21 protein-coding genes are annotated in these 25,344 nt (G+C 46.4%); 9 read left to right on the top strand and 12 right to left on the bottom strand.

The genetic code is table 11. The annotated features are described in order from the left end of the window. Positions 1-30: 30 nt before the first annotated feature. The 3 genes from ACO0KY_RS10425 (at position 31) to ACO0KY_RS10415 (ending at position 5,969) form a co-directional block, all read left to right on the top strand. A complete protein-coding gene (locus ACO0KY_RS10425) occupies positions 31-3,726 on the top strand; it encodes a DUF748 domain-containing protein (RefSeq protein WP_423045817.1) in 3,696 nt (1,231 codons plus the stop codon). Positions 3,727-3,923: 197 nt separating this feature from the next. After that, a complete protein-coding gene (locus tag ACO0KY_RS10420; protein ID WP_186911763.1) occupies positions 3,924-4,316 on the top strand; it encodes a response regulator in 393 nt (130 codons plus the stop codon). Next, entirely contained in the window at positions 4,317-5,969 is a 1,653-nt protein-coding gene (locus ACO0KY_RS10415; RefSeq protein WP_423045815.1) for a diguanylate cyclase, read from the top strand. It abuts the gene before it with no gap. A gap of 103 nt (positions 5,970-6,072) precedes the next feature. On the opposite strand, the gene parC is transcribed toward ACO0KY_RS10415, so the two are convergent. Both parC and ACO0KY_RS10405 read right to left on the bottom strand, forming a co-directional pair. Next, positions 6,073-8,388: a DNA topoisomerase IV subunit A gene (parC, locus tag ACO0KY_RS10410; protein WP_423045813.1), complete on the bottom strand. Its 2,316-nt coding sequence runs from the start codon at positions 8,386-8,388 to the stop codon at positions 6,073-6,075. Between the two features lie 73 nt (positions 8,389-8,461). Then, entirely contained in the window at positions 8,462-10,453 is a 1,992-nt protein-coding gene (locus ACO0KY_RS10405) for a DNA topoisomerase IV subunit B (protein ID WP_422991277.1), read from the bottom strand. 134 nt (positions 10,454-10,587) lie between these two features. On the opposite strand from ACO0KY_RS10405, the gene ACO0KY_RS10400 reads away from it, so the two are divergent. Next, positions 10,588-11,418 (top strand): response regulator, encoded by an 831-nt coding sequence (locus ACO0KY_RS10400; protein WP_186911767.1) that lies wholly within the window; start codon positions 10,588-10,590, stop codon positions 11,416-11,418. A gap of 60 nt (positions 11,419-11,478) precedes the next feature. Here ACO0KY_RS10400 and ACO0KY_RS10395 read toward each other — a convergent pair whose 3' ends face one another. Continuing rightward, positions 11,479-12,648 carry a vWA domain-containing protein gene (locus ACO0KY_RS10395; protein WP_423045810.1) on the bottom strand — a complete coding sequence of 390 codons (1,170 nt, stop codon included), beginning with the start codon at positions 12,646-12,648 and terminating at the stop codon, positions 11,479-11,481. Between the two features lie 51 nt (positions 12,649-12,699). Then, positions 12,700-13,293 carry a GNAT family N-acetyltransferase gene (locus ACO0KY_RS10390; protein ID WP_423045808.1) on the bottom strand — a complete coding sequence of 198 codons (594 nt, stop codon included), beginning with the start codon at positions 13,291-13,293 and terminating at the stop codon, positions 12,700-12,702. A gap of 299 nt (positions 13,294-13,592) precedes the next feature. Between ACO0KY_RS10390 and rpsT the strand changes: the two genes are divergently transcribed. Then, a complete protein-coding gene (gene rpsT, locus ACO0KY_RS10385; RefSeq protein ID WP_186883248.1) occupies positions 13,593-13,856 on the top strand; it encodes a 30S ribosomal protein S20 in 264 nt (87 codons plus the stop codon). Between the two features lie 323 nt (positions 13,857-14,179). Here the strand turns inward: rpsT and ACO0KY_RS10380 are convergent, their stop codons facing one another. The 3 genes from ACO0KY_RS10380 to ACO0KY_RS10370 form a co-directional block, all read right to left on the bottom strand. Next, positions 14,180-14,635 carry a DUF192 domain-containing protein gene (locus tag ACO0KY_RS10380; RefSeq protein ID WP_423045806.1) on the bottom strand — a complete coding sequence of 152 codons (456 nt, stop codon included), beginning with the start codon at positions 14,633-14,635 and terminating at the stop codon, positions 14,180-14,182. Between the two features lie 94 nt (positions 14,636-14,729). Continuing rightward, on the bottom strand, positions 14,730-14,927 hold the full coding sequence (locus tag ACO0KY_RS10375) for a hypothetical protein (protein WP_423045804.1): 198 nt from the start codon (positions 14,925-14,927) through the stop codon (positions 14,730-14,732). A gap of 141 nt (positions 14,928-15,068) precedes the next feature. Further along, positions 15,069-15,620, bottom strand: coding sequence for a pseudouridine synthase (locus tag ACO0KY_RS10370; protein ID WP_423045802.1), 552 nt, complete (start codon positions 15,618-15,620; stop codon positions 15,069-15,071). A gap of 276 nt (positions 15,621-15,896) precedes the next feature. On the opposite strand from ACO0KY_RS10370, the gene icd reads away from it, so the two are divergent. Next, entirely contained in the window at positions 15,897-17,150 is a 1,254-nt protein-coding gene (icd, locus tag ACO0KY_RS10365) for an NADP-dependent isocitrate dehydrogenase (protein WP_186911773.1), read from the top strand. Between the two features lie 289 nt (positions 17,151-17,439). Here the strand turns inward: icd and ACO0KY_RS10360 are convergent, their stop codons facing one another. Further along, a complete protein-coding gene (locus ACO0KY_RS10360; RefSeq protein ID WP_110257373.1) occupies positions 17,440-17,643 on the bottom strand; it encodes a cold-shock protein in 204 nt (67 codons plus the stop codon). Positions 17,644-18,039: 396 nt separating this feature from the next. On the opposite strand from ACO0KY_RS10360, the gene clpS reads away from it, so the two are divergent. From clpS to ACO0KY_RS10345, 3 genes are all read left to right on the top strand, one after another. Then, positions 18,040-18,348 carry an ATP-dependent Clp protease adapter ClpS gene (gene clpS, locus ACO0KY_RS10355; RefSeq protein WP_186911774.1) on the top strand — a complete coding sequence of 103 codons (309 nt, stop codon included), beginning with the start codon at positions 18,040-18,042 and terminating at the stop codon, positions 18,346-18,348. Continuing rightward, entirely contained in the window at positions 18,345-20,645 is a 2,301-nt protein-coding gene (gene clpA / locus ACO0KY_RS10350) for an ATP-dependent Clp protease ATP-binding subunit ClpA (RefSeq protein ID WP_186911775.1), read from the top strand. The genes clpS and clpA overlap by 4 nt, the downstream gene beginning before the upstream one ends. 74 nt (positions 20,646-20,719) lie before the next feature. Beyond that, complete coding sequence (locus ACO0KY_RS10345) at positions 20,720-20,998, top strand: hypothetical protein (RefSeq protein WP_186911776.1); 279 nt, start codon at positions 20,720-20,722, stop codon at positions 20,996-20,998. Between the two features lie 75 nt (positions 20,999-21,073). Here the strand turns inward: ACO0KY_RS10345 and ACO0KY_RS10340 are convergent, their stop codons facing one another. The 4 genes from ACO0KY_RS10340 to lspA form a co-directional block, all read right to left on the bottom strand. Continuing rightward, positions 21,074-22,741, bottom strand: a complete 1,668-nt coding sequence (locus ACO0KY_RS10340; RefSeq protein ID WP_423045799.1) for a SulP family inorganic anion transporter — start codon at positions 22,739-22,741, stop codon at positions 21,074-21,076. A 192-nt stretch (positions 22,742-22,933) separates the two neighbouring features. Next, a complete protein-coding gene (dut, locus tag ACO0KY_RS10335) occupies positions 22,934-23,383 on the bottom strand; it encodes a dUTP diphosphatase (RefSeq protein WP_423045797.1) in 450 nt (149 codons plus the stop codon). A gap of 61 nt (positions 23,384-23,444) precedes the next feature. Beyond that, positions 23,445-24,647: a bifunctional phosphopantothenoylcysteine decarboxylase/phosphopantothenate--cysteine ligase CoaBC gene (gene coaBC / locus ACO0KY_RS10330; protein WP_423045918.1), complete on the bottom strand. Its 1,203-nt coding sequence runs from the start codon at positions 24,645-24,647 to the stop codon at positions 23,445-23,447. An 18-nt stretch (positions 24,648-24,665) separates the two neighbouring features. Next, positions 24,666-25,202 (bottom strand): signal peptidase II, encoded by a 537-nt coding sequence (lspA, locus tag ACO0KY_RS10325; protein ID WP_423045795.1) that lies wholly within the window; start codon positions 25,200-25,202, stop codon positions 24,666-24,668. Positions 25,203-25,344 lie beyond the last annotated feature (142 nt).

Below are 25,344 nucleotides of genomic sequence, written 5' to 3'. Positions count from 1 at the left end.
GAATAGCTATCAATTCGCTCGAGGTAAACCGTGACAACATCCACTCCTGAAACAAAGATCTCAATCCCACTCTGGCGTCGTTGGCAACTGGTACGAATCCTCGGGGTCATCGTAGTATTGACCCTATTGCTGGCAATCCTGAGCTGGGCGTTGCTGCCGGGTTATGTCAAACGTATCGCCGCTGAACAAACACGAACCCAGATAGGTCGTAAGCTAGACATAGACGAAATTCATTTCTCGCCATTTCAACTGACACTGACAGCAGATGGTGTCCGTTTATACGAAGCAGATCAAAAGACCGTCGCGTTTGCTGTTAAAGAATTGGTGATTAAACTATCGCTGAGTTCGGTATTTCATCAGGCTTTGGTTCTCAGTGAATTACAGTTAAGCGCTGCCGATGTCCATCTGGTGCGCTTGAGCGCTGACGGGCACGGTCTGTATAACTTCAGCGATATTCTCGACAAAATTGCCGCGATGCCTAAAAGTGACAGCCCTTTCCGGTTTGCGATGGCAAATATTCAGGTCAAAAACAGTGGGATTGATCTTGACGATAAAGTCTTGGCAAAGCAATTTAAGATCACCGATTTGAATATTGGTGTTCCATTTATTTCAAATTTCCCTAAAGCCATTGATAGTTTTGTTGATCCACATCTTTCTGGACGTATCAATGGCGCGGGTTTTGCGCTCAATGCGCGCGCCAAACCTTTCTCAAAAAGCCTGGCTACCACATTGGCAATCGATCTGGAACAACTGGATCTGTCGCAATATGTTGCTTATGTGCCAGTTGCTTTACCAGTTCAGATCGCTCGCGCCAAATTGAGCACCAAACTCGATTTGAATTTCAAACGTGAACCACAAGCGCAAGTCTTATTGAGCGGTGACGTGCATCTGCAGGACGTTGATATCAAAGATAGCCAAGCCACAGATTTATTGAAACTCGCTGACTTGCACGCGCAAATTAAGCAGATGGATGTCATGACTGCGAGTGCAGAATTGACGCAGTTGCATTTGACCTCACCACAAGTCTGGATCGATTTTTCTCAAAAAAATGGCTTTAACTGGGCAAATTTAAGCACGCCAGATTCTAAAAAAGCAGCCCAAAGCAGACTCGCAAAAGCGATACCAGAAAAAAAATCGCAAGTCGTTGCTGTACCAGCTCCGGCTCTGCCATTCATCAGCATCAACGATTTGCAAATCCATGGCGGTGAAGTTCATGTTTCTGACGCCGTCCATGCCCAGCCTGCACAAACGCTGGAATTGCAGCATCTGGTGTTACAGGTGAAAGGTCTGAGCACAGCAAAAGACGCTCCAGTAGCGCCGGTAAAATTGACGCTCGCGACTGACACCGACGAAAAAGTAGATTTTGAAGGTGCGCTTCAGGCGTTGGCAGGCAGCCTCAAAGGTAAGCTGACGCTCAATGATATTGAGTTGTCGCACTTTCAAAACTTTATATCGCCATTTTTGCGTGCGAATTTGAGCGCAAAACTCAATGCAAAAACTGAGCTTGACTTTAATCCAGAACGGTTTTCACTCAACGAGTTAAGCGTCAATTTGGATCATCTGCGTTTGCAAGGCAAGCCAGACGATGGCAGTGTTGCGTTTGATTCTTTGGTGATAGAAAAAGCGCGGTTAGATACTCAGGCCAAAACGTTGACAGTTCCTGCTGTGTCGCTAAATGGTGTTAAAACTGATCTACGGCGTGACAATCAAGCGGTTCTTGGTTTTCAGCATTGGTTGGCAATGAACAGCAAGGCTGGGCAGGACGCACCAGCTACTGTGAAAGCTCAGGCAGTTGGTCCTGCATGGAGAGTGAATCTGGAGCAATTTGACTTAAAAGACAGTGAAATTGCGTTTAACGATCAGTCTGTCAATCCGACTGTAAAGCTCAATGCCAATGGTATTAATCTAAGCCTGAGCCAATTTAAGAGCGATTTGTCACAACCTTTTAAACTTAGTCTGAAGTCACATTTTAATCGCAAAGGTCAATTCAATTTTAGTGCTCAGGCCACACCGCAATTAAAACAATTGAGTGTGACTTTAGATGCTCAAAGCTTGCCGGTCGCGGCGTTTTATCCGTATTTCTCGAAGTTGTTGAATGTGGAAATTACCAAGGGACGTGCTAGTGCAAAAGGTAAGCTCGATATGAGCGATGTTTTGCTAGATCAAAGGCAATTTGCTTACAACGGCAGCCTGAGTTTTAATGATTTTAAAATCTATGAAAATGGAAGTGATGATGATTTCTTAGAATGGAAGGATATTATCTTCGATGGTATTAATGCCAAGATAGGTAGTGCTCAACCAGTCATCAATTTAAAAAAACTGACTCTGAATGACTTTTTCGCGCGCGTGGTTTTATCTGAAAAGGCGAGACTGAATTTGCAGGATATTCTGGTCAAAAATACTTCAGCCAAGACAGCATCTGATAGCGTAATAACCCCCGCAACCCTGGTGCCCACATCTGTAGCATCAATATCTGCATCGGCAGCGGAAACATCTAAAGCTGATAATAAGGTGGCAGGCAAAGCCGCAATGCCAACTATCATACGCATAACACAAACCGAACTGCATGGTGGAAATGTCAACTTCACTGATAATTTTATTAAACCGAATTACCATGCCAATCTGACCAATATCAGCGGCAGTATCGGGTTACTTGCTTCGGATAATCCGCAACCGGCAAATCTGGAATTGCACGGCACTGTCGATAACGATGCACCTTTGTTGATTTCTGGCGCGATTAATCCGCTGGCGTCGCCCATTTTCTTGGATATCACCGGTAGTGCCAATGGTCTGGAATTAACTCGCTTGACACCTTACTCTGCCAAATATGCTGGTTATCCGATAGAAAAAGGTAAGCTGTCTATGCAAGTCAGCTACCACGTTGAAAATCAACAACTGAAAGCAGAAAATTCCATCACGCTTGATCAGTTGACCTTTGGCGAGTACGTGGACGGCCCGAATGTGACCAAGTTACCGGTTATGCTGGCTGTGGCATTGTTGCGTGATAATCAAGGACGAATAGCGATCAACTTACCGATTTCAGGCTCATTAAGCGATCCTCAGTTTTCTGTTGGGGGGATCATTTTTAAAGTGTTTGTAAACCTGATTACTAAAGCGGTGACATCGCCATTTGCCATACTCGGTTCGATGTTTGGTGGTAGTGAGGAGCTGTCCTATGTCGAATTTAATCCGGGCCTCGCTGTTCTTACGCCACCAGCGATGGCAAAACTAGATAATTTGGCTAAGGCACTCAATCATCGGTCGGGGTTGAAACTCGATATTGTTGGTCGCGTTGATCCAGAAAGTGACGGCGTCGGGGTTCGAAAAAATGTATTGGAGTCGAAATTGCGTGATGCTAAATGGCGCGAACTTCATCAAAAAGATCGCAGTATTAAATTGGCTGATATCGAATTGACCGCAGATGATCGCAATAAATACCTGCAAATCGTCTATCAGGCAGAGAAATTTGATAAGCCTCGCAATTTGATCGGCATGGCAAAAACGCTACAGACACCAGAAGCGGAAGCATTAATTTTGAAAAATATGTCCGTCTCAGAGGATGATTTGCGGGTCTTGGCTCAACAGCGGGAAGATGTAGTCAGGGATTATCTGGAAAATACCGGCAAAGTTCAGCGCGACCGTTTGTATTTGATTGCCCCGAAGCTTGATAGCTCAGGTATAAAGGATAAGGGTGCACTAAGTCGCGTGGATTTTTCTTTGAAATAAGGCATCAAAGAAGTGTCGAAATGAGGTGCTTCTTTTCATGTTGCAGATTGTTTTTAATTCGACCTGAAGGCTTGCTGCGCTTGTTCTAAAATTTTGCGAACAAATTATTGATGCAAGCTGGCAATTCTGGTTGTTTTGGAATGCGTCTTGATTTATGCTGACTTAATCGATTCGTTACTTTTGTGTGGGGAGAAACAATGACATCTGCAAACCTGGCTAATATTTTGTATGTTGAGGATGATCCCGATATTCAAACGGTGGCGCAGATTGCTTTAGAGGTTGTGGGTGGATTTGCTTTGCGAACCTGTAGTTCAGGGGCTCAGGCTCTGACTGAGATAAAGTCTGGCTTTGTGCCAGATTTGCTGTTGTTGGATGTCATGATGCCCAATATGGATGGTCCGACAACCTTGGCTGAACTACGCAAGTTGGCTACCACAGCGCAAACCCCAGTCATCTTTATGACGGCGAAGGTACAATCATCCGAGCTCGATTATTACAAGTCGTTGGGAGCGATCGGGGTCATCGCCAAGCCCTTTGACCCTATGGAATTGTCGACACAGGTGATGAAGCTTTGGCAGGAAAGGGTATAGATGACCGATAAAAATGATAGCTTGCAAGAGAAACTGCGCGCTTTAGAGGCTGTTTTTTTACAAAAACTTCCGTCTAAGTTTGATGAAATCATCTCCGCTTTAGAGCTATTTCAGCATGAACCGGAAAACAAAGACGCCCTGACAGTGTTGCATCGCCACCTACATACAATGGCGGGTTCTGCTGGAACCTTTGGGTTTGCTGAGTTGGGTGTGCAAGCGAGAGTTTTTGAGTCTAAGGTCAAACCTTGGTTGGTAATTCCTCGCCCAGAACAAGATGAACTAAATGCCTTTGCCAGTGAAGTAAGTCAATATTTCACCTTGGCGCGAGGTCGACTCAACACGATGGCAAGCCAAGAGGATGATTTTGTCGAGCAAAGACCAGAAGTCGCTCATACCGACCACAATTCTAGTTTAATTTATCTGGTAGATGAAGATAGTGAACAACAACTGGCGATCACCACGCAATTAGAACATTTTGGTTATGAAGTCGTGTGTATTGCACAACTTAAAGATCTTGCTGTCGCCGTTGCAACCCGCCGTCCCGATGTTATCGTCATTGAATTGAGTTTTCCAGAAGGTAAAATTTCCGGCGTCGATGAAATCAAAAAAATAGAACAATTACAACGCTTAAGAATCCCAACGATTTTTGTTTCTAAATCGAGCAGTTTTGAATCGCGTTTAATCGCGGTACGTGCCCATGGCGATGGTTATTTTACCAAGCCTTTGGATGTGGTTGCGGTGACGGAACGCATTGATAATATCCTGCAGCATGGTGACAATAAAGGTTATCGCATTTTGATTGTGGATGATGACACGGTCACATCAAAATTCTATGGGACGATTTTGCGCGATGCTGGCATGAACGTGCGCTTACTTAGTGATCCCACCCAGATCTTATCGGTGATGACGGATTTTCGTCCGGAACTGCTGTTGCTCGACATTTATATGCCGGTTTGCAGCGGTGTTGAATTGTCGCATCTGATACGTCAGGATAATTCCTATGTGGACGTGCCTATTGTTTTTCTGTCTAGTGAAGTAGATTTAGATAAACAACTGGAAGCCGTCCGTGCTGGTGCCGATGATTTTATTACTAAACCAGTGTCAACAGAATATCTGATCTCTTCCTTATCTACCCGTGCTGAGCGGTATCGTTCTTTGCGTGCCTTGATTATGCGCGATGGTCTGACGAGTTTGTTAAATCATACTGCGATCAAAGAACAGTTAGCTTCAGAGATTTTGCAGGCAGGGCGCAATGGCTCTCACTTGGCACTGGCAATGATCGATCTGGATAATTTTAAACAGGTCAATGACAATTACGGGCATGCAACCGGGGATCAGGTCTTGCGTACCCTGGCGCGCTTGCTACGTCAGCGTTTGCGGCGCAGTGATATTGTTGGCCGTTACGGAGGTGAAGAATTTGCGATCATTTTCCCTGACACCACAGCCAGCACCGCACGTAAGGTGTTGGATCAGGTACGAATTGCGTTTGCGAAGATCCGTCAACATTCTGAAGATGTTGAATTTTCTGTGACTTTTTCTGGTGGCGTTGCTGATTTAGCGGCAACGACAGATGCCGATCAATTGTTTGACGTTGCTGACTCCGCGATGTACGTTTCTAAACAGAGTGGTCGTAACCGCATTACGTTGGCATAAGCTATCGCAGATATTATCTCATTATAAAAAAAGCCTGAATTTCAGGCTTTTTTGTTTCTGCGTGTTTTACGATCATATCGCGGAACGCGGGTAAATAATCTTTTTAAGTGATCTTTTGTAAGCCGGAAGCTTTAATTTTTGATTCCAGCGCTTTACCTTTACGGGCGCGTTTATTGATATGGATGCTTAGGCTGGTAGCGCTGAGGTTGACCTCTTGTTCTTTGCCGCCACGACCTACGCCACGTACTTTGACACCTTTCTGACTAATCGCTTGCGCGCCAATCAGCATTTCTTTATCTTCCAATTCCATCAGAATCACACCGCGACCACCGCTGGATAATTGTTTGATTTCGGCCAGGCCAAATACTAATAGCCTGCCTTTTTCTGACAAGCAGGCAATCGCGCTGGCATCGTCGCTGATGATGGCGGGTGGCAATGGGAGATCGGATTCTTCGAGGGTCATAAAAGCTTTGCCTGCCTTCATGCGCCCGACCATATCGCCGACTTTGGCGGTAAAGCCATAACCAGCGCTGGACGCCAGCAATAAGCCTGTTTCATTATTTCCAGCGAAGTAATGCAATATTTTGCTACCACTCGCCAGATCGATCAGCGTCGTGATAGGTACGCCATCACCACGTGCCCCCGGTAGGGCGGAGACCGCGACAGAATATACGCGACCATTGGAACCGAAGACCAGCAAATTGTCGACGGTACGGCATTCAAACGTGCCATACAGGCTATCACCCGCTTTGAACGTAAATTGTGCTGCCTCATGACCGTGACCAGTACGTGCGCGTACCCAGCCTTTTTCTGAGATAACGACAGTCACTGGTTCATCAACCACTTTTTGTTCTATCGACGCCCGTGCAGCTTCTTCGATGATAGTGCGGCGGGCATCGCCGAATTGTTTGGCGTCAGCTTCAATCTCTTTGATCAGCATTTTTTTCATCGATGCTGGATTATCAAGTAGATCATGTAGTGTGGCTTTTTCTTTGCGTAATTCAGCCAATTCTTGTTGAATTTTGATCGTTTCCAGACGCGCTAACTGACGCAAACGGATTTCTAAAATGTCTTCTGCCTGACGGTCAGACAGTTTAAATGCCTGAATCAACGCTGGCTTTGGCTCATCCGACTCACGGATGATGCGTATGACTTCGTCAATATTGAGCAAGATTGCTTCGCGACCTTCGAGGATATGAATCCTGTCGTCGACTTTCTTTAAACGGAATTGCGTACGACGTGTCACCGTTGCAAAGCGGAATGCAATCCATTCGCTCAGGATATCCAGCAAGCCTTTTTGGCGTGGGCGTCCATCGCCACCAATCATGACAAGATTGATGGATGCAGACGTTTCCAGCGACGTGTGCGCCAATAACATTTGCATGAACTCGGTCTGATCCTGATTTTTGGATTTTGGTTCTAAAACCAGGCGTACTGGTGCATCTTTACCTGATTCATCGCGCACCGTATCGAGCACAGACAAAATCACTTGTTTTAAGCTGATTTGTTCTGGCGACAGGGTTTTCTTACCTGTTTTGATTTTAGGATTGGTCAGTTCTTCGATTTCTTCCAGCACTTTTTGTGAAGACGTGCCTGGAGGCAGTTCTGTGACTACCGCTTGCCATTGGCCACGCGCCATTTCTTCGATTTTCCAGCGTGCACGCACTTTCATGCTGCCGCGTCCGGTCGCATACATATCGGCAATCGTTGCTGCTGGAGTGATGATCTGACCGCCACCCGGGAAATCAGGACCCGGTATCATTTCCATTAATTCAGCGTGTTTTAATCCCGGATTGCGTATCAAGGCGACTGCCGCTTTAGCAACCTCAGTCAGATTATGCGAAGGAATTTCTGTCGCTAAACCCACTGCAATCCCAGAGGCACCATTTAATAAAACGAAAGGCAGCCGACTAGGTAGTAGTTTTGGTTCTTCGGTCGTGCCATCGTAGTTAGGCTGAAAATCAACCGTACCTTGATCGATTTCATCCATCAGCAATTTAGAAATCGGTGTCAGTCGTGCTTCCGTGTACCGCATTGCTGCTGCGCCATCGCCATCGCGTGAGCCGAAGTTACCCTGACCATCGATCAGTGGATAACGTAATGAGAAATCTTGTGCCATCCGCACCAGTGCGTCATACACCGATTGATCGCCATGGGGATGTAATTTACCAAGTACATCACCGACTACCGCTGCGGATTTACGTGGTTTGGCAGATGAGTTTAGCCCTAATTCATTCATCGCATACAGAATGCGACGCTGAACTGGCTTCTGACCATCGCAGACATCTGGCAAAGCACGGCCTTTAACGACTGAAATAGCGTAATCCAGATATGCCCGTTCCGCAAAGGTTGCCAGCGTCAAGGCTTCGCCATCATTAGGCGGTGGTGCTTGTTCAAATAAGTTCGCTTGTTCGCTCATAGTGTCTAATTTTTTTTACTTAATTCAAGGTGATGTTGGTGTTTGGTTTGCGTATCGTCAGTAGTATCTGAAATCAGATATCAGCCTCGACGGCGTTACCATGCTCTTCTATCCACGAGCGACGGGCAGCGGCTTCACCTTTGCCCATCAACATATTGAAGCGCGCTTCAGAGAAATCCTGATCGAATTCACCAAGAGAAACCGGCAATAAACGGCGTGTATCTGGATTCATGGTGGTTTCCCATAACTGAGACGCGTTCATTTCACCCAGACCTTTAAAGCGGGAAATCGCCCAGGCGCCGTCTTTGACACCGTCTTTGCGTAATTTGTCTTCAATTGCTGTCAGTTCACCGGTATCTAACGCATAGATTTTTTGCGCTGGTTTTTTACCGCGCGCCGGCGCATCCACGCGGAACAAAGGCGGGCGGGCAACGCAAATATGCCCACGTGCGATCAATTGTGGGAAGTGCTTGAAGAACAGCGTCAACAACAAAACCTGAATATGTGAACCATCCACGTCCGCATCGGACAAGATACAGATTTTGCCGTAGCGCAGATTGCTCAGATCCGGATTGTCGTTCGGACCATGTGGATCAACCCCAATCGCTACCGCGATATCGTGGATTTCATTATTTGCAAATAATCGGTCACGTTCGGATTCCCACGAGTTCAGCACTTTTCCGCGCAAAGGTAAGATCGCCTGGAACTCTTTATCGCGCCCCATCTTAGCGGAGCCACCAGCGGAGTCACCCTCGACTAAGAAAATCTCATTGCGGGTAATGTCACTGGATTCGCAATCGGTCAACTTGCCCGGTAAGACGGCAACGCCAGAAGATTTTTTCTTTTCAACTTTTTGAGCAGAACGCAAACGCGATTGCGCTTGTTTGATCACCAACTCAGCAAGTTTTTTACCATAGTCGACGTGCGAGTTAAGCCAGAGCTCTAGTGGTGGCTTGGTGAAGGAAGACACCAGACGCACCGCATCGCGTGAATTCAAACGTTCTTTGATCTGCCCCTGGAATTGTGGGTCCAGTACTTTGGCCGATAGTACAAAAGAAACACGTGCAAATACATCTTCTGGCAACAGCTTCACGCCTTTTGGCAAGAGTGAGTGCATTTCAGCAAAGCTTTTAACGGCACCAAATAAGCCTTCACGCAAACCGGATTCATGCGTGCCGCCTGCGGGGGTAGGGATCAGATTGACGTAGGATTCGCGTACCACATTGCCTTCTTCTGTCCATGCTACGACCCAGGATGCGCCTTCGCCTTCGGCAAAGCCTTCGCTGTCCGAGTTTGCGAATTGTTCGCCTTCAAACAAAGGAATCAGTGGCTCGCCGTGCGAAGAATGCGCCAGCGCTTCGGTCAGGTAGCCGCGCAAGCCCTGGTCATATTGCCAGGTCTGGCTTTCTCCAGTTTTTGCATTGGTCAGTGTGACTTTGACACCGGGCAGCAACACGGCTTTGGATCGCAATAAGCGTTGTAATTCCGCAAATGGAATATTGGCTGAGTCAAAATATTTGGCATCTGGCCAGATGCTGACGCGAGTACCGTTCTTTTTATCGCCGCGACCTAAAGGCTGGCTACGTAAAGGCTCGATTACATCGCCATCAGCAAAAGTCAGCTGATGCATGCCGGCTTCGCGCCAGACTGTGATTTCCAGACGTTTGGACAAGGCATTCGTGACTGACACACCAACGCCATGTAAACCACCGGAGAACGCGTACGCGCCGCCTGAGCCTTTGTCGAATTTGCCACCAGCGTGCAGCCGTGTGAACACGATTTCGACGGTAGGTACGCCTTCTTCAGGGTGTAAACCGACCGGAATACCGCGGCCGTCATCTTCGACGGTAACGCTACTATCGGCATTGAGGGTGACCAGGATATTTTTACAATGGCCGCCTAGAGCTTCATCTGATGCATTATCGATCACCTCTTGAATGATATGTAAGGGGTTTTCGGTTCGGGTGTACATGCCCGGTCTTTGTTTGACCGGCTCCAAGCCTTTTAAGACGCGGATAGACGATTCGCTATAGTCGGATGGGGAAGTATTTTTTTTAGTGGCCATGCAAATAGAAATCTGTTGTTTTGGTTGAAATGTAATGGTATTTTGCAATTATTTAGTCAGGCGTACATAATTTCAATGTATTCTTCCGTACGTTTTGACAGCTATTGTAGCTGCAATGTGTAGATGGATAAACGATGTCACAAAAAACTCCAACGATCGCGATCAGACTGCTTGGATTTTCCGCAAAAGATGAAGAAACTTTTTTCAATGTGCTTGCCGTTGCACGAGAGAAAGGGTACCGCTACGCGTGCCTGAAGCCTGGGTCAGTACAGGATCCTGATATGTACATTGTCAATGCGGAACAAGTTTCTGCGCTGGCGACTTTATCAGATCTGCACCCCGGTGATGCACAACCAGTGTTGTTAATTGGTAAAACTGACGTGGATTTACCATATCAGACCATGCCAAGGCCCATTCGTTGGCGCAAAATTTTTGATGTACTGGACGATTTGGTCAGCAAACGAGAATTGCTGCTGACTACCTTGAGCCCGCATGCAACTGTATCAGTGCATGAGCGCCGACGCGCAAAACGTCTGGATTTAGATTTAACCGACCCTGGCATCTATGAACGTATGCGTAAGCAACCAATGGCCAAGGGCGGAATTCTGGTGGTTGATAAAGACACGCAGTTTCGGGAATATGTCGCTGCTGTGATGGATCCTTATGGTTACACGGTAACCCTCGCTTCCGATGAGCGTAGTGCATTATTGTTAGATAGAAATAATCAGCACGCATTAACTTTGATTAACACATCCACCCCCAATGTGGATCCTTATCGGCTGTGTGATGGCTTAAAAAAGCAAAATGAAGGCTTAAAGACTTCAGTGATATTATTAATTGACCAGTCTTTTGAGTATAAAGTTAGTCTGGCGGAGCGGGTTAAATGCGCCGGATTTTTGGTTAAGCCACTGTCCCGCCGTGTGCTCTTGCGTACTTTAAAGAAATATTTACAGTTGGCACACTAATGGCGTGTTTCGGAATTAGTGTGTGTCATTTATTTCACCCAGTTCGCTATCCCGTGAGTTTTATTTGCTCAGCAGTCGCATGCCGCGTTCCAGTCCTTCTATCGTGACCGGGAACATGCGGTTGCTCATGACTTGTCGAATAACCGAAATTGATTGACGGTATTGCCACAGGCCTTCAGGTTCAGGATTGAGCCAGATGTACTTGGGGAAGGTCGTCGCGAAACGCTGCAGCCATACGGCCCCCGCTTCTTCGTTGTTATATTCCACTGAGCCACCGGGTTGCAGGATTTCGTAGGGACTCATGGTGGCGTCGCCGACAAAAATTAATTTGGTATCAGGTGGATATTTACGCAAGATGTCCCAGGTCGGAAATTTCTCTGCATGGCGACGGCGGTTGTTTTTCCATAAATAATCGTAGACGCAGTTATGGAAATAAAAGAATTCCATATTCTTAAATTCAGTTTTTGCTGCTGAAAACAACTCTTCGGTTTGCGCAATATGGTCATCCATGGTGCCGCCGACATCGAGCAGCATCAACACTTTGATGTTGTTTTTGCGTTCAGGCTGCATCTTAATGTCGAGATAGCCCGCATTATTCGCTGTAGCTTTGATAGTGGCGTCGAGCGCCAATTCTTCTTCCGCACCTTGACGTGCAAATTTGCGTAAGCGTCGTAGGGCGACTTTAATGTTGCGCGTACCTAGTTCGCGTTCGGCGTCGTAGTCTTTAAATGCGCGCTCTTCCCAGACCTTGACAGCACTGCGGTTACCTCCCTTGCCCCCTATACGTATGCCTTCCGGGTTCGATCCGCCGTTGCCGAAAGGAGAGGTACCCCCAGTGCCTATCCATTTGCTGCCACCCTCGTGACGCTCTTTTTGTTCTTTTAAAAGTTCCTTCAAGCGATCCATGAGTTTGTCGTAGCCAAACTTTTCAATCGCGGCTTTTTGTTCGTCAGTTAATTCACGTTCGAGGCGTTTGGTCAGCCAATCTAAAGGAATCTCCGGATGCTTTTCAAAAATAGTGTCTATGCCTTTGAAGTACATACCAAAGGCTTTATCAAATTTGTCGTAATGCGCTTCATCCTTGACCATGATGGTACGCGATAGAAAGTAAAAATCGTCCAGCGACATGCTGATCAGACCTTTATCCAGGGCTTCTAGCAACATCAGAAATTCTTTAATCGACACCGGAATTTTGGCGTCTTTCAAGCTAAAGAAAAAATCAATCAGCACTTGTTTTGCTCTCTTAACTAAGTTAATTATTTGCGTATTTAGTTCTTATATTTAGTTCTTATATTTAGATTGCATATACTGCAAATTCTTTTTTACGCCTGGCCATTCATGTTCCAGAATACTATAAACCACGGTATCGCGGATACGGCCGTCTGGCATGATAGTGTGGTTGCGCAAAAGGCCATCTCGTTTCGCACCAAGCCGCTCTATCGCTGCTTGTGACTTGTGATTGAAGTAATCGGTACGGAATTCAACTGCAATGCAGTTAAATACCTCAAATGCCTGGGTTAGCAATAATAACTTGCATTCGGTGTTGACGCCGGTACGCTGCACTGATTTTGCATACCAGGTGTGCCCGATTTCCAGGCGCCTGTTGTTGGGTTCCATTTTCCAGTAGCGCGTAGAACCAACAATTTTTCCGCTGGCGTTGTCTCGGATCGCGAATGGAATGGCGGTCTGTTGGTGTTGCATGTCGAGCGCAGCAGCTACCCATTGCTGTACATTTTCCGATGCTGGAACAGAAGTAAAGAAGAGCTTCCATAGTTCGCCGTCAGCGACCGCGCTTTGGATTTCCGGCAAATGCTCCTGTGTGAGGGGTTCAAGCGTGACGTAAATGCCAGACAGTTGTATCGGAGTACATTGCATGATCGTTTCTTTCATTGAATTTATTGAATAAAGATGGAAAAAGGGAATATTTCCTCACGAGCTACACATGACTGTCGCATAATTTTTCTAGCTTGTTGCGTAACAGATGCGAAAAAATGATGAAAACAGTTTGATCGGACCTTTGATAGGAGGTTATAATCTTCTATTCACTCAGAACAACAGTAATGCTTGCTAACGAAAATAAAAGCCGTTATACTGCAAAGCTGTATAGAATTTTGCGGCGTGGCATTTAATCAAATGTTTTGACCTCGTCGCTTTGACCACGTTTAGGAAATCTCATGGCAAATACCGCACAAGCACGCAAACGTGCTCGTCAAGCAGTTAAACAAAACGCACATAACTCTAGCCAACGCTCGACTCTGCGTACAGCAATCAAAGCTGTTCGTAAAGCAATCGAAGCTGGTGATAAAGCTGCTGCTGCAACAATTTTTCAAGCATCTGTATCGACTATCGATCGTATCGCTGACAAAAAAATCATTCACAAGAACAAAGCTGCTCGCCATAAGAGCCGTTTAGCTTCTGCTCTGAAAGCATTGGCTTAATAGCTAAAGCTTAAATTTGTTGCTTGAGCACTGGGCACTGAGCACTGAGCTCAATTAACGAATATATTCAGATGTGAAAAGAAAAAAACCGCAAAAATTTGCGGTTTTTTTTGCTTTTCTGGCATCTTTGTTGGTCTTAGTGATGTTCTGGGTGTTCAGGATATTCTCTTTGATATTCTGATCGTGCTACTGTTTCTCCATCAGAAGAGACGATGTTACGCGCGAGTACGCAATCATTCCTTGTGCTGTTTGTAATACCTTGACCGACCAAAGCTTGTGCTTTTCAGGTCGGTTCGTCGTACCCAATGATGGAGCATGTGCTCTTATTTCAGTGGCAAGCCTTCAATTTTCATGCCTGGTTTGATATTTTTTTGTTTAAACCAGCCTAAATTCATTTCTAAAGCGTAGTTGACGGTTCTTTTTGCGCAATGGGAATCTAATGTTTCTGGCTGCATATCTTCAATGTTGACGATGCGGCCGTCTATATCGATAAATGCGACGGATAACGGAATTAGTGTGTTTTTCATCCACATGCAAACGCCTGCAGGAGCGCCAAAATCGAAAACCATGCCTTCATTGCTGCCCATTTTTGTTCTTAGCATTAAGCCTTGTTCACGCTCTGCAGGCGTGGTGGCGAATTCTGCCTGGATGACATAAATTCCTACTGACAACGGTTTGACAGGTAATTTTCCTTGCGTTTGTGCTTGTGAGGCCGTGCTCAATATGGCCAAAGTGGTTGCGCCCAGCAATTGCATTGCGATAGTGGAGATTTTTGTCATAACCAATGTAGGAATTTAATTTTAAAAGCCGTATCGTACAGTAAAAAAAAAGGGCAGGAAAAGCTCCCGCCCATATTTTTGATTTAACAAGTACTTATTTTGATGTTGCTGCAGAAGAGGCTGCTGTGTCAGCAGCTTCTTTTTTGTGTTTTTTGTGTTTTTTTGCTTTTTTGGCTGGTGCAGCCGCGTCAGCTGCTGGTGCGGCAGTAGGTGCTGCAGGGGCTGCCGGAGCTTGGGCGAAAGCCGCGGAAGCAAATAAACCAACGATTACGGTAGCGATCAATTTTTTCATTTTAAGTCCTTCAAAAAAGTAATTGTTAAGAAGTACGGTAAGTGCGATTCCATTGAACCAATCATGACAACGAAGCAAGGGCGGATTGGTTGACAGTTTTTTTAAGAAATTTTTCTTTGGGTTTATTTGCGCCTTGATTCGCTATTTTTGCGCCTCTACTTCTTGCCATTCGCCTGGCATCAACGGGTGGCTTTCTAGTGAGAAACCGCCAATGTCTGTGCGTATCAGGCGCAAAGTAGGTAATCCTACCGCAGCTGTCATGCGCCGGACCTGACGATTTTTTCCTTCAGACAAGATTATGCACAGCCAACTGGTAGGAATGCTGGCGCGTTGGCGTATCGGTGGATTGCGATCCCAGAGCCAATCTGGCGTCTGAATATGTTTAGCTATGCAGGCTTGTGTAGTAAAGTCCCCTAAATCCAGCGGTTCTGATAGCTTTTTGAGTATGGCTGGCGTAGGCGTGCCTTCCACTTGCACCAAATAGGTTTTTGCTTGTTTATGATCAGGATGGCTGATACGGTTTTGCAGCTTGCCGTCATCGGTCAGCAAAATTAATCCCTCACTATCCGCATCAAGGCGGCCAGCTGGGTATATATTAGGAATATCAAGGTAATCCGCTAAAGTCTCCCTGCTGGGATGGGCGGAAAATTGACACATGACGTTAAAGGGCTTGTTGAGTAAAATCAGTTTCATAACAATATGGTAACCGCAATTTGGTAAACTGATGGCATCTAGTAAAATTCTAGTGCATAATACGAAATGAAGGTCTTGTGTCTTATATAAGAGTTAATACGGCTTAATTACTAAGAATTAATTGCGAAATTAATTGCTAAATTAATTGCGAAATGCAAAAGGCAGAGGCATAACCGGGTAGCACAGTGTTAATATCGCCATCGCTGTTTGCATTAGCACGCAAGGCATATTTGAGAATAGCGCAATTTGCTTATTCATCCAACTACGGAGAAAACGATGTATCAACATATTCAAGTTCCTGCTGAAGGTAAAAAAATTACCGTCAATGCTGATTTCTCGCTGAATGTTCCTGACAATCCTATCATCCCATTTATTGAGGGTGATGGTACTGGCGTGGATATCAGCCCTGTCATGATCAAAGTAGTGGATGCTGCGGTTGCCAAAGCTTACGCTGGCAAACGTAAAATCAGCTGGATGGAAATCTATGCTGGTGAAAAATCAACAAAAGTATACGGCCCAGACGTCTGGTTGCCAGAAGAAACACTGAAAGTCTTGAAAGACTACGTTGTTTCTATCAAAGGTCCTTTGACAACACCGGTTGGTGGCGGTATCCGCTCCCTGAACGTTGCTTTGCGTCAAGAGTTGGATCTGTATGTTTGCTTGCGTCCAGTTCGTTATTTCAAAGGCGTGCCATCTCCAGTACGTGAACCAGAAAAAACTGACATGGTTATCTTCCGTGAAAATTCTGAAGATATCTACGCAGGTATCGAATTCGCAGAAGGTTCCGATCAAGTTAAAAAACTGATCAAGTTCCTGCAAGACGAAATGGGCGTGAAGAAAATCCGCTTCCCAGAATCTTCTGGTATCGGCGTAAAGCCAGTATCCCGCGAAGGTACAGAGCGCCTGGTACGTAAAGCAATTCAGTACGCAATCGACAATGACAAGCCATCCGTGACGATCGTTCACAAAGGCAATATCATGAAGTACACCGAAGGTGGCTTCCGTGACTGGGCATACGCATTGGCACAAAAAGAATTCGGCGCAGAATTGATCGACGGCGGCCCATGGTGCAAATTCAAGAATCCAAAAACAGGTAAGGATATCGTTGTTAAGGATTCCATCGCTGATGCGTTCTTGCAGCAAATCTTGTTGCGTCCAGCAGAGTACAGTGTTATTGCTACATTGAACCTGAATGGCGATTACATTTCTGATGCATTGGCTGCTCAAGTTGGTGGTATCGGTATTGCTCCAGGTGCTAACTTGTCTGACTCTATCGCGATGTTCGAAGCAACGCACGGTACAGCGCCAAAATACGCAGGTAAAGATTATGTGAATCCAGGTTCTTTGATCTTGTCCGCAGAAATGATGTTGCGTCACATGGGCTGGACTGAAGCTGCTGATTTGTTGATCTCTTCAACAGAAAAGGCGATTACAGCGAAGAAAGTGACTTACGATTTTGCGCGTTTGATGGAAGGTGCTACACAAGTATCTTGCTCAGGCTTCGGCGACGTGATGATCGAACATATGTAATAGTGCTCAGTAGAAATGGATGCGTTCATTTCACTTGCATAAAAAACCGGCGTAAGCCGGTTTTTTTTATTTGTTCCGCAGGTTCTACTGAGATGTCGTACGCGTTGATCTGGAGAGGTTAAAGTGGATGGCGTTGGTTGTAATGAACGTATCGTAAAACTCTGCAACTTGTTATTGATGCAAAACCATGGCGACTTTGCTTATGAGTTGGCCTAAGTTGACCTACATGGCGGAACAAATAAAAAAACCCCGCCGAAGCGGGGTTCTTAAAAATACCACAACCCAAATATTAAGGGTTTTGAATGTTAGAAGCTTGCTTGCCTTTAGGGCCTTGCGTGACTTCGAACGACACTTTTTGACCTTCTTTCAGAGTCTTGAAGCCGTTCATTTGGATTGCGGAAAAGTGGGCGAACAAATCCTCACCACCGTCGTCCGGAGTGATAAAGCCAAAGCCTTTGGAATCATTGAACCACTTGACGGTACCTGTTGCCATAATGCATCTTTCAAATAGAAACTAATCACACGAGCCGTAAAAGCAAGAAAACTAGCGACATGCTGGCCTTCCCTTAACTTGCCCCCTTCTTATTGACGAATAAATACTATTCATGTCAATAAATATCATTCTTGGCGGAAAAAAAACTAAAGTCAAGAAACTTTTTATGGGCACTGTTGTATTGTTGTATTTTTAACTTAATTTCTTAATTTTGTCTCAAATCTAACACTCCAAAATAGTTTTGCTCTACTTTGTGCAAAAAGCTTGATCTATCGAAAATGATCACCATCTGTGAAAAGTCTTGAAAGAGGGTAACATTTGACCAGCGATGAAATAAGGTGCTTTTATTCGCTTATTATTTGCCTCTGGATTGAATCAACGTACTAGAATAGACGTATGGGAACTAAGCATGAAAACGGTACGATATTGGAGCGGCAGGCGCAAAAGCTTAAGCCACCATCGATGTACCAGGTAATTTTATTAAACGATGACTATACTCCTATGGAGTTTGTCGTCGCGATTGTCCAGGAATACTTTAACAAAGACCGTGAGACTGCAATGCAGATCATGCTTAAAGTTCACCGGGACGGTAAAGGTGTATGTGGCGTATATTCTAAAGATATTGCACTGACTAAAGTTGAACTCGTTTTGACACACGCTCGTAAGGCAGGACATCCCCTGCAATGTGTGATGGAGGAAGTATGATTGCGCAAGAATTAGAAGTCAGTTTGCACATGGCCTTTGTTGAGGCCAGACAAGCTCGTTATGAATTCATCACTGTTGAGCATTTGTTGCTCGCATTGCTTGATAATCCCTCGGCAGCAGAGGTGATGCGGGCTTGCGCGGTAAATATTGATGATTTGCGCAAAACACTTGGTAATTTTATTACCGATAACACCCCTACGGTTTCTGGTACTAACGAGGTGGATACCCAGCCTACGCTTGGCTTCCAGCGGGTTATCCAGCGTGCGATTATGCACGTACAGTCTTCTTCTAATGGTAAGAAGGAAGTCACTGGCGCCAATGTTCTCGTGGCGATCTTTGGAGAAAAAGATTCGCATGCTGTGTATTACCTGCACCAACAAGGCGTAACCCGCCTTGACGTGGTCAACTTCATTTCGCATGGTGTGCGTAAAGACAATCTGAATGAGCCACAAAAGTCGCCTGAGGGTGGTGAAGAGGGTCATGCTGACGTGCAATCCAAAGAAAGTCCGCTGGATCAATTTACCCAAAATCTGAACAAGCAAGCGGCAGAAGGTAAGATCGATCCGTTGATTGGTCGCGACAGTGAAGTGGAGCGCGTGATTCAAATTTTATGCCGTCGCCGTAAAAATAATCCGTTGTTAGTTGGTGAAGCGGGTGTTGGTAAAACCGCGATTGCGGAAGGTCTGGCGCTGCGTATTACCGAAGGTGACGTGCCTGAAATTTTGCAAACCGCCGTCGTATATTCACTCGATATGGGAGCGTTGCTGGCTGGTACCAAATATCGCGGTGATTTTGAGTTGCGCCTCAAAGGTGTACTCAAGCAATTGAAAGATACGCCTAACGGTATTTTATTCATCGATGAAATCCACACCATTATCGGTGCTGGTTCAGCCTCTGGCGGGACACTGGATGCGTCGAATCTGTTGAAACCGGCTTTGTCCAGCGGACAATTGAAATGTATTGGTGCGACCACTTACACCGAATACCGTGGTGTGTTTGAAAAAGATCATGCTCTGTCACGTCGTTTCCAGAAAATAGATGTGAATGAGCCAACGGTAGAACAAACCGTGCAAATTTTGCGCGGCTTGAAGTCTAAGTTTGAAGAGCATCACAATGTGAAGTATTCCGCGTCTGCCTTGACGACCGCTGCAGAGTTGTCGGCGCGCTTTATCAATGATCGTCATTTGCCAGATAAAGCGATTGATGTGATTGATGAAGCGGGTGCTGCACAGCGTATTTTGCCAAAGTCCAAGCAAAAGAAAACAATTGGTAAGGCCGATATCGAAGACATCATCTCCAAGATTGCGCGTATTCCGCCACAGACTGTTAATCAGGATGATCGCAGCAAGTTGCAGACGATTGATCGCGACCTCAAAAATGTGGTCTTTGGTCAGGAGCCTGCGATTGATGCTTTGGCGTCTGCTATCAAGATGGCACGTGCTGGTTTGGGTAAAACGGACAAGCCTATCGGCTCCTTCCTGTTCTCAGGTCCGACCGGTGTTGGTAAGACAGAAGTCGCCAAACAGCTCGCCTTTACCTTGGGTATCGAGTTGATTCGCTTCGATATGTCCGAATACATGGAACGCCATGCGGTGAGCCGTCTGATCGGTGCGCCTCCTGGTTATGTTGGTTTTGATCAGGGTGGTTTGCTGACCGAAGCGATTACCAAGAAACCGCACGCGGTCTTGCTGCTCGACGAAATTGAAAAAGCCCATCCAGACGTATTTAACATCTTGTTGCAGGTGATGGATCACGGCACATTGACCGATAACAATGGCCGTAAATCTGACTTCCGCAATGTGATCATCATTATGACCACGAATGCGGGTGCAGAAAGCTTGCAGAAACGATCAATCGGCTTCAACGACAGTAAGGAAGCCGGCGACGAAATGGCGGATATTAAGCGTATGTTCACGCCTGAATTCCGCAATCGTCTGGATGCCATTATCAGTTTCCGCCCATTGGACGAAGAAATTATCTTACGTGTGGTCGACAAGTTCCTGATGCAACTGGAAGAACAGTTGCATGAGAAGAAAGTTGAAGCTACCTTTACCGATAATTTGCGTAAATTCCTGGCGAAAAAAGGTTTTGATCCATTGATGGGCGCGCGTCCTATGGCACGCCTGATTCAGGACATGATCCGTAAGGCGCTGGCTGATGAACTGTTGTTTGGTAAGCTGGTTTCTGGTGGTCGCGTGATCGTTGATCTGGACGAGAAGGATCTAATTAAGTTAGAGTTCTCTGAAGGTGATGCTGCCCCTCCTGAGGCGTCTCAAGAAATTGTCGAAGTGGAGTAAGTTCATTTCAAGAGAGAGTAGCTGTCTGAGTATTTCGTCGTTAAAACAAAACGTTTTCGTGCTGCGGAGGAAAAATGGCTAGTCTGATACTACCGTTGTATGTACTGGAATACACGCCTAAGACCATAGACTCGGTGCTTTCGCCTGCTGCTCTGGAGGGGAAAGAGGTAGAGGTTGATGTGTACGATAGAAGGGATGTGACAAAAAAACACATCGGTATCGGACGCAGAATCAAAGGTGAAAGTGATGTGTTCCGGGTTCGGGTCGCTATTGAGGCCGGACAGCACGAAGATGAATGGAGTTACACCATCTTACGAGAATCTGCTGGTCGTAGTCGTAAGGCTAGAAAATGAGCGTAATATAAAAAATCCCCGTAGTTTCTACAGGGATTTTTTTCATCTTTTATGTAGTGACTGACCTCGTCTTTATCAGGTCGTCACTGCGGCGGATGGTTTGTTTGCCATTGCCACCGTGTCATCCACGCTGATGCCAGAAGAATACGCGGGCATTAAGCCTATAGCGACGCCTTCATCGAGGATGTCCTGTACCTGATCTTTGAGTCTGGCAAAAAATAATTGTCGATGTTGACTTGCAATGAGATTCGATAGATCTGCTAAGGCTTGAAGACTGGAGCTATCGAGGTCATACGACTCTTCAAGGCTGACGACAAAGCTGTGGACGCTGTTGTCTGCCGCTGCGATGCCATGACGTATTTCTGTCGTGATACGTTCAGCGTTAGCAAAGAACATCGGTGTTTCAGGGCGGAAAATGATAACCCCTGGCACTGACTTCGCCTCCGGATGTTTTTGCATGCTGACAAAGTCATGGCTGCTCCCCAAGCGTCCAAGCACTGTCACGTTGGCGTTGGCGATCCGGCGTAGCATTAGCGCAATACTGAGTGCGATGGCGGTCAACAAACCATCCAGCACGCCGAGTATGATCACGCCAGCAATCGCAACGAACACCACAATCACATCCCTACGCCAGACCATATATGGTTTAAATGCGTTCAAACTTAAAGAGTGTGAGACTGCATGAATAACGATGGCTGCCAATACCGGTTCGGGAATAAGCTCTATTAAGGGGAGCAGGGTCCAAACCATCACCAAGACCGTTAAAGCGGCGCACAAGCCCGCTAATTTTGATTGTGCCCCCGCCGCTTCATTGGCAGAGGTTGCGGAATAGCCAGCCCCAACAGGCATGCCGTGAAAGAGCCCGGAAACGATATTACTGATGCCGAATGCAAACAAGTCGCGATTGGCAGAAGTCTGGTCGCCATGCTTTAACGCATAGGTGCGAATTGAACTATACGATTCGGCATACAAAATCATGACCATCGCTAGTGCTAACTCACCCAGTCTGGCCCATTCATGATGCGCCAGTGGCGGAAGGCCGGGCGTGGGTAATTGCAATTGCATACTGCCAACCAAGTGGATGCCATATTGCTCGAGATGCAGAAATTTTCCAGCTGCAATACCGCAGGCGATCGTAATCAAGCCGCCAGGAATTTTCGGAAATCGTGCCAAGCTAAACAACATCGCCAGCGCGATAAGTCCAACAAGAATGCCGTTCATATTCCAGGTAGCAAATTGTGAACCGATATCCGCGACGTAATACAGAAAGTTAGTTTCCGTAGAATGCACGTCGACGATTTTAGAAAATTGTTTGATGGTAATCGTGAGCGCCAGCGCAAATGCAAAACCGCGTAAAACGGGTTTAGCGACAAATTCTGAGACACTGCCTATCTTTGCGAGGCTGGCCAAAACAAAGAAGATCCCGCTTAGTATGATCAGGCCAAATGCCAGCGCCATGCGATGTTGTGGATCGCCGTTAGCCATCGATGCGGTGGCAGCCGCCATCACGGCAGCAGAAGAGGAGGTCGCTGAGACAATGGCAAAGCGACTGCTACCTAGCAACCCGTAGCAGAGCAAACCCGCAAATAGTGCGAGTACGCCAGCCTGTGGCGGTAAGTTGCCGATACTGGAATAGGCTACCGCTTCGGGTAACAATAAGCCTGCAATGGAGAGACCTGCAATCACGTCCTGGGTGCTGAATTTCGGCATTTGTAGCCGGAGTCCGGACCATCTGAATTCCATGCTTTTACCTTTTTGGCAGTGCATCAAGCAAACGAAGTGGGCGTTTCAGTATCTTACTTTCAGCCCATCATCAGTGTGTTAGCGCTCAAATTTTTTATACTCCCCATGAGTACTTTTTAAGTATCTATATCATTCGCTGGAAAGACGTAAAGATTTCAAAAAAATGCGGGGAGTATCTCTAAAAGCGAGAGATTAATGTTTACCAGTGCTACCAAAACCACCTTCACCGCGTTCGCTGTCACCGAACTCTTCAACGATATTGAAACCGACTTGCAATACCGGAACGATGATTAACTGCGCCAGACGTTCCATCGGGTTTAAGACAAAATCGTTTTGACTACGGTTCCAGGTCGAGACCATTAATTGGCCCTGGTAATCAGAATCGATCAAACCAACCAGATTGCCCAAAACGATGCCGTGTTTATGGCCCATGCCGCTGCGTGGCAAGATCATTGCTGCATATGCCGGATCACCAATGTGGATGGCTAAACCGGTTGGAATTAAAACGGTTTCACCTGGTTTGATAGTGATCGCTTCATCGATACAAGCGCGCAGATCGAGACCCGCACTGCCAGGTGTGCCGTAAGCTGGCAATTGGTCTTGCATGCGTGGATCAAGGATTTTGAGGTCGATTTTTTTCATATTTATTCAGAGTGTGCTTTGGGAATGGATGTGGCATTGCGCTTGGCAATGCCAGGAAATTTTATTTTGTTAAGCGGATTGCGAGTTCAGACATCAGCTTTGTCGCCAGCGTTTGCTTGTCTGCGCGTCCCAATTCAGCGTGACCATGGGCGTCGAATAACATCAGCTCATTGTCATCTTTGCCAAAGGTATGGTGGCCGATATTGCCCACCAATAATGGAATGTTTTTCTTGATGCGTTTGGCAGCACCGTACTGCAATAAATTTTCTGATTCAGCGGCAAAGCCAACGCAATACGGCGCATCAGGCAACGCCGCGACCAGTGCCAGAATATCCGGATTCTGCGCAAATTCTAAGTGCGGTGTGTCGCTGTCACTGGTCTTTTTAATTTTTTGATCGCTGGCATTCGCGACGCGCCAGTCAGCCACCGCAGCAACAGCGATGAAGACATCCTGCACTTGTGCTTTTAAAGCGCTCATTACGGCATCATGCATTTGCTGGGCCGTTTGCACGTTCACACGTTGCACGCCATACGGTTGCGCGAGAGCGGTTGGCCCTGATATCAAGGTAACCTTGGCACCCGCTTCCCATGCCGCTTGTGCAATCGCATAGCCCATTTTGCCAGACGATAAATTGGTGATGCCACGTACCGGATCGATAGGTTCAAAGGTCGGTCCGGCCGTAATTAGCAAGTGCTTACCTGCCAGAGATTTGGGTTGAAACGATGCAATGATCTCAGTGAGTAATTGCTCCGGCTCTAACATGCGTCCCATACCAGTTTCACCACAAGCCTGATCGCCTGAGCCTGGGCCCATCACCTGTATGCCATCTGCTTTGATTTGGGCGACGTTACGTTGGGTGGCGGGGTTTTGCCACATTTCTACATTCATCGCTGGTGCAATAAGCAAAGGGACATGGGCTGGACGTGCAACACATAAAGTAGAGAGCAAGTCATCACATGCGCCATGCGCAAGTTTGAACATGAAGTCGGTACTGCACGGTGCGATCACAATTGCATCGGCATCACGCGTCAGATCGATGTGCGGCATGTTGTTGTGGATACGCGCATCCCATTGATCGGTGTAGACCGTATTACCGGACAAAGCCTGCATGGTGACCGGCGTAATGAATTGCGTTGCCGCATTGGTCATCACTACTTGCACCGACGCACCGGCTTTGCCTAACGCGCGGGTCAGTTCGGCGACCTTATAGCAGGCGACGCCGCCAGTGAGGCCGAGAACGATTGTTTTACCAGCCAGACGCAGACTCATGATGCTGACTCCTTATTTTTTGACGCGGCGTAGTTCATCGAGAATGAATAAACCTGCGCCCAGGCAAATCGCACTATCGGCCAGATTAAAGGCCGGGAAGTGATAGATGTCCTGATAATGGAAATCCAGAAAATCAATCACATGACCATACATCAAACGGTCAATCACATTACCCAAAGCACCGCCCATAATCAATGTTAATGCCCAGCAAAACAACTTCTGGCTGCTATGGCGGCTCAATAAAAAAATGATGTACGCTGAAGCAATTAAACCAAGGGCCGTGAATACATAACGCTGCCATCCAGATTCCGCCGCCAGAAAACTAAATGCCGCGCCTTTGTTATATACCAACACCAGATTAAAAAACGAAGTCACGCTCATGGACTCAGCATAGGCGAATAATTTGGTGATGGTGATTTTACTGACTTGATCGAGCAAAATCACAATCGCTGCCAGACCCAGCCATGGAATTAATGAAGAACCGGACGACCCGGAGGAGCGTGAAGAGTTAGAGCCTGCTGAAAAATTAGAACGTTTTTTAGTTGCCATGAGTTTTAATTAAAAAGAGGTGAATCGCTAAATGTGCTTTTGCGTGTACTTGCACTTGTGCTATTTGCTTTGATCGTATCATTAATAGAAAAGACCGGGCTGGAGTCCGGTCTTTTCTCAGATGACAATTTGGGGCTTACCA

It is taken from the genome of Undibacterium sp. Dicai25W (assembly GCF_049340505.1).
Classification (GTDB): Bacteria; Pseudomonadota; Gammaproteobacteria; order Burkholderiales; family Burkholderiaceae_D; genus Undibacterium; species Undibacterium jejuense.
This window is presented reverse-complemented; position numbering and strand designations above follow the sequence as displayed.

Excerpts from the sequence above, each read along its gene's own strand:
- ACO0KY_RS10420 (WP_186911763.1), top strand. The coding sequence starts at position 3,924 with ATGACATCTGCAAACCTGGCTAATATTTTGTATGTTGAGGATGATCCC.
- ACO0KY_RS10415 (WP_423045815.1), top strand. The coding sequence starts at position 4,317 with ATGACCGATAAAAATGATAGCTTGCAAGAGAAACTGCGCGCTTTAGAG.
- parC (WP_423045813.1), bottom strand. The coding sequence starts at position 8,388 with ATGAGCGAACAAGCGAACTTATTTGAACAAGCACCACCGCCTAATGAT.
- ACO0KY_RS10405 (WP_422991277.1), bottom strand. The coding sequence starts at position 10,453 with ATGGCCACTAAAAAAAATACTTCCCCATCCGACTATAGCGAATCGTCT.
- ACO0KY_RS10400 (WP_186911767.1), top strand. The coding sequence starts at position 10,588 with ATGTCACAAAAAACTCCAACGATCGCGATCAGACTGCTTGGATTTTCC.
- ACO0KY_RS10390 (WP_423045808.1), bottom strand. The coding sequence starts at position 13,293 with ATGCAATGTACTCCGATACAACTGTCTGGCATTTACGTCACGCTTGAA.
- rpsT (WP_186883248.1), top strand. The coding sequence starts at position 13,593 with ATGGCAAATACCGCACAAGCACGCAAACGTGCTCGTCAAGCAGTTAAA.
- ACO0KY_RS10380 (WP_423045806.1), bottom strand. The coding sequence starts at position 14,635 with ATGACAAAAATCTCCACTATCGCAATGCAATTGCTGGGCGCAACCACT.
- ACO0KY_RS10375 (WP_423045804.1), bottom strand. The coding sequence starts at position 14,927 with ATGAAAAAATTGATCGCTACCGTAATCGTTGGTTTATTTGCTTCCGCG.
- ACO0KY_RS10370 (WP_423045802.1), bottom strand. The coding sequence starts at position 15,620 with ATGAAACTGATTTTACTCAACAAGCCCTTTAACGTCATGTGTCAATTT.
- icd (WP_186911773.1), top strand. The coding sequence starts at position 15,897 with ATGTATCAACATATTCAAGTTCCTGCTGAAGGTAAAAAAATTACCGTC.
- ACO0KY_RS10360 (WP_110257373.1), bottom strand. The coding sequence starts at position 17,643 with ATGGCAACAGGTACCGTCAAGTGGTTCAATGATTCCAAAGGCTTTGGC.
- clpS (WP_186911774.1), top strand. The coding sequence starts at position 18,040 with ATGGGAACTAAGCATGAAAACGGTACGATATTGGAGCGGCAGGCGCAA.
- clpA (WP_186911775.1), top strand. The coding sequence starts at position 18,345 with ATGATTGCGCAAGAATTAGAAGTCAGTTTGCACATGGCCTTTGTTGAG.
- ACO0KY_RS10345 (WP_186911776.1), top strand. The coding sequence starts at position 20,720 with ATGGCTAGTCTGATACTACCGTTGTATGTACTGGAATACACGCCTAAG.
- ACO0KY_RS10340 (WP_423045799.1), bottom strand. The coding sequence starts at position 22,741 with ATGGAATTCAGATGGTCCGGACTCCGGCTACAAATGCCGAAATTCAGC.
- dut (WP_423045797.1), bottom strand. The coding sequence starts at position 23,383 with ATGAAAAAAATCGACCTCAAAATCCTTGATCCACGCATGCAAGACCAA.
- lspA (WP_423045795.1), bottom strand. The coding sequence starts at position 25,202 with ATGGCAACTAAAAAACGTTCTAATTTTTCAGCAGGCTCTAACTCTTCA.